This window comes from Nocardia sp. NPDC003482 (genome assembly GCF_053588115.1).
On the sequence record NZ_JBSFPI010000012.1, the window covers coordinates 223602 to 235555 of the forward strand.

General features: G+C 72.1%; 8 protein-coding genes. 3 read left to right on the forward strand and 5 right to left on the reverse strand.

The genetic code is table 11. The features are described from left to right. The first annotated feature begins 114 nt into the window (after positions 1 to 114). Positions 115 to 1698, forward strand: coding sequence for a protein kinase domain-containing protein (locus ACWDSJ_RS20900; RefSeq protein WP_450033659.1), 1584 nt, complete (start codon positions 115 to 117; stop codon positions 1696 to 1698). Here ACWDSJ_RS20900 and ACWDSJ_RS20905 read toward each other — a convergent pair. Then, positions 1673 to 2407, reverse strand: coding sequence for a phosphatase PAP2 family protein (locus tag ACWDSJ_RS20905; RefSeq protein ID WP_450033660.1), 735 nt, complete (start codon positions 2405 to 2407; stop codon positions 1673 to 1675). The two genes, ACWDSJ_RS20900 and ACWDSJ_RS20905, sit on opposite strands and share 26 nt — an antisense overlap. 101 nt (positions 2408 to 2508) lie before the next feature. Here ACWDSJ_RS20905 and ACWDSJ_RS20910 point away from each other — a divergent pair, with 101 nt between their 5' ends. Both ACWDSJ_RS20910 and ACWDSJ_RS20915 read left to right on the forward strand, forming a co-directional pair. Further along, positions 2509 to 3282: an ABC transporter ATP-binding protein gene (locus ACWDSJ_RS20910; RefSeq protein ID WP_450033661.1), complete on the forward strand. Its 774-nt coding sequence runs from the start codon at positions 2509 to 2511 to the stop codon at positions 3280 to 3282. Next, on the forward strand, positions 3282 to 5804 hold the full coding sequence (locus ACWDSJ_RS20915; protein ID WP_450033662.1) for an ABC transporter permease: 2523 nt from the start codon (positions 3282 to 3284) through the stop codon (positions 5802 to 5804). The genes ACWDSJ_RS20910 and ACWDSJ_RS20915 overlap by 1 nt, the downstream gene beginning before the upstream one ends. Before the next feature lie 190 nt (positions 5805 to 5994). On the opposite strand, the gene ACWDSJ_RS20920 is transcribed toward ACWDSJ_RS20915, so the two are convergent. The 4 genes from ACWDSJ_RS20920 to ACWDSJ_RS20935 all read right to left on the reverse strand — a co-directional run. Next, positions 5995 to 7146, reverse strand: coding sequence for a VWA domain-containing protein (locus ACWDSJ_RS20920; protein ID WP_450033663.1), 1152 nt, complete (start codon positions 7144 to 7146; stop codon positions 5995 to 5997). Positions 7147 to 7175: 29 nt separating this feature from the next. After that, on the reverse strand, positions 7176 to 9449 hold the full coding sequence (locus tag ACWDSJ_RS20925; protein ID WP_450033664.1) for a DUF5682 family protein: 2274 nt from the start codon (positions 9447 to 9449) through the stop codon (positions 7176 to 7178). Then, positions 9446 to 10549 carry an ATP-binding protein gene (locus ACWDSJ_RS20930; protein ID WP_450033665.1) on the reverse strand — a complete coding sequence of 368 codons (1104 nt, stop codon included), beginning with the start codon at positions 10547 to 10549 and terminating at the stop codon, positions 9446 to 9448. The genes ACWDSJ_RS20925 and ACWDSJ_RS20930 overlap by 4 nt, the downstream gene beginning before the upstream one ends. Beyond that, the coding region (locus ACWDSJ_RS20935; protein WP_450033666.1) for a DUF5691 domain-containing protein at positions 10546 to 11954 on the reverse strand (1409 nt) is incomplete at its 5' end. The genes ACWDSJ_RS20930 and ACWDSJ_RS20935, both read right to left, overlap by 4 nt.

Consider the following 11954-nt stretch of genomic DNA (forward strand, 5'->3'; position numbering starts at 1 on the left):
CTGCTATGGTTTCGGTGTTTTCCGTGGTCGGTCCGAGGGCGGCGACGGGCATTTCATGCGGTACTGCCGTGCGAAGGCGGGTCCCGTCGCGCGGTACGGGAAGTGGGAGCTTGCATGCTGGCCAACGGTGACGAATTCGCTGGCTATGTCATCGAGCGGTTGCTCGGCCGCGGTGGCATGGGATCGGTCTATCTGGCGAAACATCCGCGCCTGCCGCGGATGACGGCGTTGAAACTGCTCAATCGGGAAATGGTGGCCGACACCGAGATTCGGGCCCGTTTCGAACGCGAGGCCGACCTGGTCGCGCAGCTGGACCATCCCAATATCGTCACCGTGTACGACCGCGGGCTCGAGGACGGTCAGCTGTGGATCTCCATGCAGTTCATCGACGGCATCGACGCCGCCAGCGTGGAACCGCGCACGCTGCCGCCCGAGCGGGCCGTGCAGATCATCGCCGAGGTCGCCGAGGCCCTGGACTACGCGCACCGCAACGGAGTGCTGCATCGGGACGTCAAGCCGGGCAACATGTTGCTCGCGCGCTCGACCGGCGGCCGCGGGGAACGGGTGTACCTCACCGACTTCGGCATCGCCCGGCTGCGTGACGACGGCGGCCATCTCACCCAGACCGGCACGTTCACCGCGACGCTGGCCTACGCCTCGCCGGAACAGCTCACCGGGGCCAACCTCGACGGCCGTTCGGATCAATACTCGTTGGCGTGCAGCCTGTTCTGGCTGTTCACCGGGACCGGGCCGTTCAGCGCGCCCAATCCCGCGGCCGTCATCCGCGGTCATCTGCAGAGTCCGCCGCCGGTGCTGAGCAGCGTGCGGCAGGGTCTGCCCGCGGGGCTGGACGGCGTGCTCACCAAGGCGATGTCCAAGCGCGCCGACGACCGTTTCGACACCTGCGCGGACTTCGCCGCCGCCGCCCGCCGGGCCTTCGCGCCGTCGAGCGCCCCGGCCGTGCCGTTCGCCACCCCGCCCCGTTCCACGACCGGTCCCGGCATGATGACCCAGGGCCGACCGGGCACCGGGCCCGGCATGCCCGTGGTCCGGGGTCAGGGCGCGACCGCGTGGGGTAGCAGCCCCGCGAATCCGGTGGCCCCGAGCAGCGGGCAGAACGCGGGTGGCCCGGCGTGGGGCAGCAACCCGGCGCATCCCGCGGTCCCGAGCAGCGGCCAGAACGCCGGGTGGAGTGGCGGCGCGGCGGCTGCGAGCGGCGGCCAGAACGCTGGGTGGAGTGGCGGTGCGGCGGGCGCGAGCGGCGGTGGGCAGAGTGCGGGGGGCTCGGCGTGGGGGAGCGGTACCTCGCATCCCGCGGTCCCGGGCGGTGGGGCGCAGAACGCCGGTGGTCCGGCGTGGGGGAGCAGTGCCGCGAATCCGCTTGCGGCGAGCGGGAATCAGCAGGCGGCGGGTCCCGCGTGGGGAGCGGGGGCGCCGCGCCCGGCGACGGGGCCCTCGAATCCGACCGTCGGGCCGGCGCCCTATCCGAATCCGGCGGCCGTGCGGTCGGCGACCCCGCCGCCGCAGCCGGTCTACCGGTCCACGCCCGGCTATCCGCAGCAGCAGGGCGGCTACGGGTATCGGCCGCCCGCGCCGCGCAACAAATCCAATGTGGGACTGGTCCTCGCGATCATCGTGGGCGTGGTGGTGCTGCTGGTGGTCGTGCTGGCCATCATCGGCGCGCTGGCCGGGGGCTAGCCCGACCGCTCGGCCGCGGGCGGGTGGCGATCCGGTACCCGATCAGGCAGACGATCAGCCACAGCGCGCCCAGGCACCAGCCCGCCAGCACGTCGGTGAACCAGTGCACGCCCAGGTACAGGCGCGAAAGACCCACGGCCACAACGAAGATCGTGGCCACCGTGCTCACCGTGAGTTTGACCGCGCGCCGCGCGGGGGACAGCAGGACCAGCACGGTCAGCGCGCCCACCACCGCCGTGGCGCCGAGGGTGTGCCCGGACGGGAACGACGGATGGGCCACGGCCACCAGCCGATCCAGCGGCGGCGGCCGATCGCGGCCCACCGCCGGTTTCAGCACCGAGCCGATCACCGCCGCGCCCACGGCCGCGCTCGCGACGAAGGCCGACTCCGCCCAGCGCCGCCGCCACGCCAGCCACGCGCAGGCCGCGATCGCCACCGCACCCATCGTGGTGGTCGCGCCGAGATCGGTCACGGTCGTCGCGAGCGCGGTCAGCCAGCCTCGCCGGTGCGGGACCACCCAGTTCAACGCGGTCGGATCGAACCGGGCCGCGCCGTTGTCCGTGACCACGTCGCGGGTGAGTTCGATCGCGCCCGCGCTCAGGGTGGCGACCGCGACCAGCGCGCAGGCGCCCGCCCAGCGCAGGGTCCCGCGCCGCACGAGGACCGCCGTGACCAGGGCGGCCAGCAGGGCCAGCGCGAGCAACGCCATGGCAACGAGAATAGGCGCGACGGCGGAAGCGGGTTTCCGCCCCGGGTATTGGGTGAAAATCCGGATGGCGCGACGGTGGCGTGGCCGCAAGACTGGAGAGCATGACTGCCGATGCCCTAGGCACCGAACCCACCGCATCAACGGCGACCGCGCTCGCGGCTCGCGCCATCGACCTGGTCAAGCTGTACGGAATGGGGGACACCCAGGTCCGCGCCCTGGACGGGGTGTCGGCGGATTTCGTCCAGGGGGAATTCACCGCGATCATGGGCCCGTCCGGATCCGGGAAGTCCACCCTCATGCACTGCCTGGCCGGACTGGACACCGCCACCTCGGGGACCGTGCACATCGGTGACACCGATCTGACGGGCCTGTCCGACAAACAGATGACGCGGCTGCGTCGCGACCGGGTCGGATTCGTCTTCCAGGCATTCAATCTGGTGCCGACGCTCACCGCGCTGGAGAACATCACGCTGCCGCTGGACATCGCGGGCCGCGAACCGGATCAGCGGTGGCTCGACACGGTCATCGGCCGCCTCGGCCTCGGCGACCGGCTGAGCCACCGGCCCAGTGAGCTGTCCGGCGGTCAGCAGCAGCGCGTGGCCTGCGCGCGGGCGCTGGCTGGCAAGCCCGACATCATCTTCGGCGACGAACCCACCGGCAATCTCGACTCGCGCTCCTCCGGCGAGGTGTTGTCGATCCTGCGCGCGGCGGTCGACGAGTTCGGTCAGACCGTGGTCGTGGTGACCCACGAACCGCACGCCGCCTCCTACGCCGACCGCGTCGTCTTCCTCGCCGACGGCCGCATCGTCGACGAATTGCGCGATCCCACGGCCGAATCCGTGCTCGATCGGATGAAGTCGCTGGAGAACGTCTGATGGCCAATCCGATGCGCAAGGTCGTCCTGCGCAACCTCGGCGCGCACAAGGTGCGCCTGGCGCTCACGCTGCTGTCGGTGATCCTCGGAACCGCGTTCATCGCGGGTTCGTTCGTCTTCACCGACACCTTGCAGAACACGTTCAACGGCATCTTCGCCGAGCAGGCCAAGGGCGTCGACGTGCGGGTGAGCCCGAAAGAGCGCCAGTCCCTCGGCGTTCCGGTGGCCGCGGCCGACGTGGTGTCGAAGATCGACGGGGTGCGGGCCATCGCGCCGAGCGTGAACGGCCCGGTGGTGCTGCTGAAGGACGGGCACGCCGTGCAGACCGGCGGCGCGCCCAGCTGGGGGCAGTCCTACATCCCGCCCGATCGCGCCATCGCGGAACCGCAGAAGATCATCGACGGCGCGGCCCCGGCGAATCCCGGTGAGATCGCGCTCAATTCGGGCGGGGCCAAGCGGGCCGGGCTGAAGGTCGGCGACAAGGCGAAGGTGCTGATCCCCTCGCGCGGCACCATCGATGTGACCGTCTCCGGCATCTACTCGGTGCCGTCGGACACCGGCGGCTTCGTCGGGTTGTTGTTCAGCGATCAGCAGGCGCGGCAGTTGTTCACCGACGGGCACTACGTGGCCTATGTGGACGTCGCGGCCGCCCCCGGGGTGCGGGCCGACGACCTGCGCGATCGGATCGCGAAGGCGTTGCCGGACTTCAAGGTTCAGGACGGGCCGCAGGTCCGGGAGGACCTGAAGGCGCAGATCGGCAACGCGCTGAAGTTCGTGAACTACTTCCTGCTGGCCTTCGGCGCGATCGCGCTGCTGGTCGGCACGTTCATCATCTACAACACCTTCTCGATGATCGTCGCCCAGCGGCTGCGCGAACTGGCGTTGTTGCGCGCGGTGGGCGCCAGCCGGGGGCAGGTCGGGTTGTCGGTGGTGTCGGAGGCGTTGGTCATCGGATTGGTCGGCAGCGCAATCGGTCTCGGGGCGGGTATCGCGCTGGCCTTCGGCCTGTCGGGGCTGCTGAACGCGTTCGACCTCGGCCTGCCGACCGGGGCCATGTCGGTGCGGCCGCGCACCGTGGGCGTGGCGATCGGGATGGGCGTGGTGGTGACCGTGCTCAGCGCCTACGCGCCCGCCCGGCGCGCGGCCCGCATCCCTCCGGTGGAGGCGATGCGGGAAGAGTTCGCCTCGGTCGGGGAGTCGCTGCGCTGGCGGACGATCATCGGCACGGTGCTCGCGATCGCGGGCGTGGTGCTGGCGGTGCTGGGCGCGCGATCGACGGGCGGCGACGCCGCGCGCACGGTCGGAATCGGTGCGGGCGCACTGATTCTCGCGGTGCTGCTGGCCTCGCCGTGGTTGTCGCGACCGGTGGTGGGAACGCTCGGCGTGGTGGTCGCCGCGCTCGGGCCGATCGGGCGCATGTCGCGCAACAACGCGGTGCGCAATCCGCGCCGCACGGCCGCGACCGCGTTCGCGCTGACCCTCGGCGTGATGCTGGTGACCGCCATCGCCATGCTCGGCGCCTCGGCCAAGGCGAGCATCGGCGAGCTGGTCGACAAGGGCGTGCGGGCCGACTACATCCTGGCGGGCCCGACCGGCAGTTTCGTCGGCGTGCCGGTCGCGGCCGGGGACGCGGTGAAATCCGTTGCGGGAGTTCAGGATGTGGTCGCCGTCCGCGGCACGAATCTGAAGGCCGGGTCGGACTCGATGGTGGCCACCTCGCCGGACGGGCCGATCGAGGCGGCGTTGAATTTCGAACTGCGGCAGGGTTCGCGGGCCCTGGGCGACGGCGATCTGCTGATCTCGCAGGGCCTGGCCGACGAGCGGGGCTGGCGGGTCGGGGAGCGGGTCGAGCTGACCAGCATGGATAACAAGAAGGTTCCGCTGACGGTGTCCGGGGTCTACAAGGACACCCAGCTGCTCGGCAAACTCGTCGTGCCGCCCGCGGTGTACGACCAGGTGACGCCGGTGTCGCTGCGTTCGGACTTCCTGGTGCTGGTCACCGCGAAGCCCGGCACCGACCTGTCCGCCATGCGCGCCGATCTGGAGAAGGCCACCGATCAGTTCGCGATCGTGCAGGTCCAGGATCACGAGCAGTTCAAGGGCACGCAGGGCCAGCAGATCAACACCATGCTCGCGATCCTCTACGGCCTGCTCGCCCTCGCGGTGGTCATCGCGGTCCTCGGCATCGTCAACACGCTGGCCCTGTCGGTGGTGGAGCGCCGCCGGGAGATCGGCATGCTCCGCGCGGTCGGCATGCAACGCCCGCAGGTGCGGCGCTCGATCTACCTGGAGTCCATTCTGATCGCCGTCTTCGGCGCGGTGATCGGCGTGGTCCTCGGGCTCGGCCTGGGCGCCGGATTCCTGCGCACCCTGCGGGATCTGGGAATCGATCAGATCGCGGTGCCGTGGTCGCAGGTGGCGCTGATGCTGGTGGGCTCCGGCGTCGTCGGCGTGCTGGCCGCATTGTGGCCCGCGGTCCGGGCGGCCCGCACCCCGCCGTTGGCGGCCATCGCGGATCTCTGAGGGGTTCGAATCGGCCACGGCGGCAGCTCTTTTCGCGAAGGGCTGCCGCCCTCTCGGCCATCGGCGGCGGAATTCGCGGCGGTCGCACCGGACACCGGTTCCCGGGTGAGTGCCATGGCGACGGGGCTGGTGCGCGTGCCCGCATCCGCGAAAGCCGATGTGGCGCTGGGAGTTTCGAAGGCGGTCCGGGTCATGGTCTGCCCGCGTTGGTGTCGGCCCAGGCTCGGATGTCGCCGCGGTTGAGGGCCTGGGCGAGGAGGTCGGGGAAGCGGTCGGGGGTGCAGGCGAAGGCGGGGATGCCGAGAGCGGCCAGGGCCGTGGCGTTTTCGTGGTCGTAGGCGGGGGCGCCGTCGTCGGAGAGGGCGAGCAGGACGAGGACCTGTACGCCCGCCTCCTTCATGGCGGCGGTGCGGCGGAGCATCTCGGCGCGGATACCGCCCTCGTAGAGGTCGGAGATCAGGATGAACAGGGTGTCGGCGGGGCGGGTGACGAGCTGCTGGCAGTAGGCGATGGCCCGGTTGATGTCGGTGCCGCCGCCGAGTTGGGTGCCGAACAGGACGTCGACGGGGTCGTCGAGCTGGTCGGTGAGATCCACGACGGCGGTGTCGAAGACGACCAGCGAGGTGCGCAGCGCGCGCATGGACGCCAGGACCGCCCCGAAGACCGAGGCATAGACCACGCTCGAGGCCATCGATCCGGATTGGTCGATGGCCAGCACGACATCCCGGTGCACCGCCCGGGCGCGGCGGCCGTAGCCGACCAGGTGTTCGGGGACGACGGTGCGGTGCTCGGGCAGGTAGTGCGCGAGGTTGCGGCGGATGGTGCGATCCCAGTCGATATCGCGCGGCCGCGGCCGGGCGACGCGCGCGGCCCGGTTGATCGCCCCCGAGACCGCGGCGACCGTGCGCGCCGCGACCCGCCGTTCGATCTCGCGCACCACCTTCTCCACCACCGAACGCGCTGTGGCCCTGGTGGTTTCGGGCATCACCCGGTTCAGGCTCAGCAGCGTGCCGACCAGGTGCACGTCGGGTTCGACGGCCTCGAGCAACTCCGGTTCGAGCAGCAGCTGGGTGAGGTTCAGCCGCTCGACCGCGTCGCGCTGCATCACCTCGACCACCGTCGACGGGAAGTAGGTGCGGATATCGCCCAGCCAGCGCGCCACCTTCGGCGCGGACCCGCCGAGTCCGGCCGAGCGCTTCTCCGACGGACTCTGCTCGTCGGCGTTGTACAGCGCCGACAGCGCCCGGTCCATGGCGATGTCCGCCGCGTCGGCCAGGCCGCCGAGCCCGGTCTCCGCGGGTGCGCCCAGCACCAGCCGCCAGCGTCGTTCCGGTGCGCTCATCGGGTCCCCCGCTCGTTCGTTCGCGTGTGTCATCGTGCCGCCACGAGGATTTCGGTCAGCGCGGCGAGTGCCGTCGCGCCGCGGTCGGGATCGAGGTCCACGACGTCCCTCGGCCGGTGCGCGGCGCCGCGGCCGACGGCCTCGCCGATCGAGCGCCGCTCGCCCGCCTCGAACGATCCGAAGGTCCGGCGCAGCAGGGGGAGCGTCGTGACGAACTGGTCCTCGTCGAGCCCGGTGAGCCAGGAGTCGATGAGCCGCAACAGTTCTCGGTCGTGGACGAGCAGCAGACCCCGGCCGCCGACGAAGCCGTCGATCCACGCGGCCTTGTCGGCGGGGCTGTGCCCGACCGAGAGGGCGGCCGACAGGCGGCGCGCGGATTCCGCGTCGTCGATGATCCCGGCGTCGCAGAGCAGGCGGACCGCGCGGCCGACGAGGGCCCCGTGCACGTCGTCGCGGTCGGCGAGGGTGCGCAGGGTGGTCAGCCAGATATCGGTCGCTCGGGCGTCGTCCCTGGTCGCGACGGCGAGATGGGCGGCGTCGATCTGAGTGCGCAGCGCGGCAGCCGCGTCGGCGTCCAGACCCGTTACGGCACTGGGCAATCCGGCGCCGATACGGATGAGCAGCCCGTCGGCCACCCGGGTGAGCGCGCCGAGGTCGGTGCCGCGCACATCGCCGTAGCGCAGGGTGCGGACGAGGTTGGGCAGCGCCGCGAGCAGATGGGTGACGTCGTGGTCGAGGGCGGCCACGGTCTCCAGCCGCCGTACCAGGCCCGCGACGGCGTCGGGCAGATCGGCCAGCAGCGCGTCCGCCAATGCGCCGCTGAGCTCGCCGAGGGTGGTGTCGGCGGCGGCCCGGTCGAGGATTCTGGCCTCGGCCGCGGTGCGGATCGTGGTGCCCCAGCGCGACGCCTCGACCACCGCGACCGACAGCTCCGGCTCCCAGCGCAGCGTCCACGTCTCCCGGAAGGTCCCGGTATTGCGCACCTCGCTGTCGGTCTTGACGCCCCATCGGATGTCCAGCAGCGAGAGCCGGTGCAGCAGATGGGATCTCGCCACATCGCGGTCCTTGCGCAGATCCAGGTCGAGCTGCTGGGCGAGGGCCTGCGGTTTGAGCCGCAGCGTGCGCGCCCGCGCCCGCAGGTCCGCGTCCAAGGGGACGGTCGGGGTGTCCTCGGGAACCGTGCCGAGCGCCTCGCCCACCACCAGTTCGGCGGTGACGAGCCGCAACATCGTCTCGTCCCCCTCGCACAGTACGGCCCGGGTGGCGTCGGTGACCTCCGACAGACCCGGCAGCGGTCGCCCGCGCAGGGCGGCGAGTGTCTCGGCGAGCCGGACGGATTCGATGATGTGCGCGCTGGACACGGGCAGGTCGTGGCGTCGCAGGGTGCCCGCGACCATGGTGAGCCAGCGGGCGATCGGCCGCTCGGTGCGGGTGAACAGATGGTGGTACCACCCCGGCGAGGTCACCCCCGCCCCGTACCCCGACGCCCCGGCAAGGCGCGAATGAGTCCACGGCACCCACGTCAGCGTGGTCTTGACCTTCGGCAGGCCCTTGAGCAATCGGGCGTCCGGCGCGGCGGGCCCCAACTTCCCGGTCAGCGCCGGGGCGTGCCAGGCCCCGCACACGACGGCGAGCCGAGTAGCGCCCTCCTTCAAGGCTTTTCGCATGACCTGCCGCATGTACGCCTCGCGGACGAGGGTGTGCCGGTCGATCGTTCCCGCCGTCGGCGGTGCAACGTGCTCCGAGACCTCCTGTGCCGCAGCCGAATCCGGCTGCTCCAAGGTGGCGGGGGTGAGGTCTTCGCGCAGGGCGGCCATCGCCTCGGTGACCGCGTCGAAGATGTCGGCGTCGGCGGCGGATTCGATGACGGCGTCCCACCAGCGTTCGGGGTCGTCGTAACCCGCGGCGGCGGAGAGGGCGGCGAGCGGGTCGCCGCGGTCGCCGGGTTCGGTCTCGAGGGCGAGGGTGTGGGTGGCGGGGAGGTCGCAGAAGCGCACGGAGACATCGGATTCCGTCGCGTAGCGCAGCGCCTGCCACTCGGGGGAGAAGACGGCGAAGGGCCAGAACGCCGCTCGTGCCGGGGCGTCGGGGACGTAGGCCAGCACCGCCACCGGCGGGCACAGTTCCGCGGACGAGACGAACCCGACCAGGGGGTCGGCGTCCGCCGGACCCTCGATGAGGATCATGTCCGGCCGGAACCGTTCCAGCGCCAGCCGCAGCGAGCGCGCCGAACCGGGGCCGTGATGACGGATGCCGAAAACCCTTGTGACCGAGTCCGTTTCCGGCGGGGCCGCGGGAGTCATGGGTGCACCTCGCGGCACGCGCGGTAGAAGTCCGACCACTCCGGCCGCTCGCGCACCACGGCCTCCAGATACTCGGTCCACACCACGGAGTCGGCGACCGGATCCTTGACGACCGCGCCCAGCACGGCGCCCGCCACGTCGGAGGCGCGCAGCACGCCGTCGCCGAAATGGGCCGACAGCGCCAGGCCGTTGGTGATCACCGAGATCGCCTCGGCCGTGGACAATGTCCCCGACGGCGACTTCAGTTTGGTGCGGCCGTCGGCGGTCATCCCGGAGCGCAGCTCCCGGAAGACCCGCACCACGCGCCGCACCTCCTCGGCCGCGGCGGGCACGGTCGGCAGTTCCAGTGCCGTGCCGAGCTGTTCGACGCGGCGGGTCACGATGGCGACCTCCTCGTCCTCGTCGGCGGGCAGCGGGAGCACCACCGTGTTGAAGCGGCGGCGCAGCGCGGAGGACAGCTCGTTCACGCCGCGGTCGCGGTCGTTGGCGGTGGCGATCACGTTGAAACCCTTGGCGGCCTGCACCTCCCGGCCCAGTTCGGGAATCGGCAGGGTCTTCTCCGACAGGATGGTGATCAGCGCGTCCTGCACGTCGGAGGGGATGCGGGTCAGCTCCTCCACCCGCGCGATCGATCCGTCGCGCATCGCGGTCATCACCGGCGAGGCCACCAGCGCGCCCTCGCTCGGACCCTCGGCGAGCAGGCGGGCATAGTTCCAGCCGTAGCGGATCGCCTCCTCCGCGGTGCCCGAGGTGCCCTGCACCAGCAGCGTGGACGTCCCGCAGATGGCGGCCGAAAGATGTTCCGACACCCAGGTTTTCGCGGTGCCGGGCACACCGAGCAGCAGCAGCGCGCGGTCGGTGGCCAGGGTGGCGACGGCGACCTCCAGCAACCGGCGCGGCCCCACGTACTTCGGGGACACCACGGTCCCGTCGGCGAGAACGCCGCCGAGCAGATAGGTCACCACGGCCCATGGTGACAGTCGCCAGGACGGCGGACGGGGACGGTCGTCGATCGCGGCGAGCGCGGTCAGTTCGTCGGCGAAGGCCTGTTCGGCGTGCGGGCGCAGCAGTTCGTCGCGCGGGGACTCGGTCGTGGTCACTGGAGCTCCTCGAGCATCGTGGTGCGTTCGGTCAGGTTCTCGGCGAGTTGTTCGAAAGCGTTCTGCCAGTACGGATCCGGGCAGCGGTGGGCCGTGCGGGCGACGGCCCCGGCCGCGGTGACCGGAAAGTTCAGCGTGGCCGTGTGGAACAGGGTGCGATAGGACGCGGGGGAGTGGCCGGGCGCGTCCGGGCGCGCGGCCGCCACCTGCGCCCGGTCGGCCAGCAGTCGCAGCACGTGGTCTGCCAGCGGCGTCGGCCACGGGCGCGGGACGGCGGCGAGGAGCAGTTCGATCTCGGCCAGCCAGCTGCTGTCCAGCCGCCGCAGGCGGCGCACCCGCTCGTCCAGCGGCAGCAGGGCGAACAGCTCGCGCCGCACGTTCGGGTCGGTGCCGAGCGTCGGGGTGTCGGTGAGGATGTCGAACAGCACAGCGGCCCACCGGTCGTCGCGTTGCGCGCGGGCGGCGTCGGCCCAGCCCGCGAACATCGGGCCCAGCATCCGCTCGTCCATCCGCAGCGAGGTCACGCGGCGCGGGCCGTCGAAGAGGTCGGTCCAGTGCGTCAGCGGCGTCCCGGCCACCAGCCGGCGCAACCGTTCCGCGGCCGCGTCGGGGGAGCCGTCGACCCGGTAGGGGGTGTCGCCGGTGCGGTCGGCGAGCCCGTCGGCGCGGGCCGCGTCGTCCAGCGCCGACGGGAATTCGACGGTCAGCCGGTCGCCGTCGAGCCGGATCCATTGCGCCGCGCGCCGCCGCATCCGGTCGGCGAAGGCCGAATCGGGCAGGCGCGCCAGCAGATCCGCCGCGACCCGGCGGACATCGGCGCGGGCGTCGTCGAGCGCGGACTCGAGCAGCGGCTCGTCGGCCGGGGTGAGCCCCGTCGCGAGGACCGCCAGCAGATCCGCGCGGGCGGCCGCCGCCTCGGTGCGCCAACTGTCCGCGAGCGCCTCGCGGGCCGCGCGCGGCTCCCGTTCCCGCACGGCCGCCAACCAGGCCCGCCGCTCGGCCGGACGGCCGTGCGACCAGACCGACGGATCGTCGGCGTCGGCCCGAATCAGCGTGCGCCACTGCGGATTACGCTGCGCCAGCCAGCGTCCGCGCGGGCCCGCCAGCCGGAGCAGGGGTTCGCGCAGCGCCGCTCGGGCCTTCGCCTGGTCCAGCAACAGGCTGCACAGGGCGTCGGGCGCGCGGAAGTCGTGCGGGGCGGCGGCGTCGAACCATTCGGGCAGGAACGGCGAATTCTCGCGCACCAATCGGGCCAGGCGGCGGGCGGCGGCGGCCGGGAGCAGTGGCCGATCGTCGTCGGGTGCGGGATCGGGAAGCGTCGCCCGCGCGGGCACGACGCCGCCGCGCGCGTAGAGGTCCTGCGCCGCGGCGGCGTCGAGCAGGCTCTCGGCCGGATCCCCGCCCG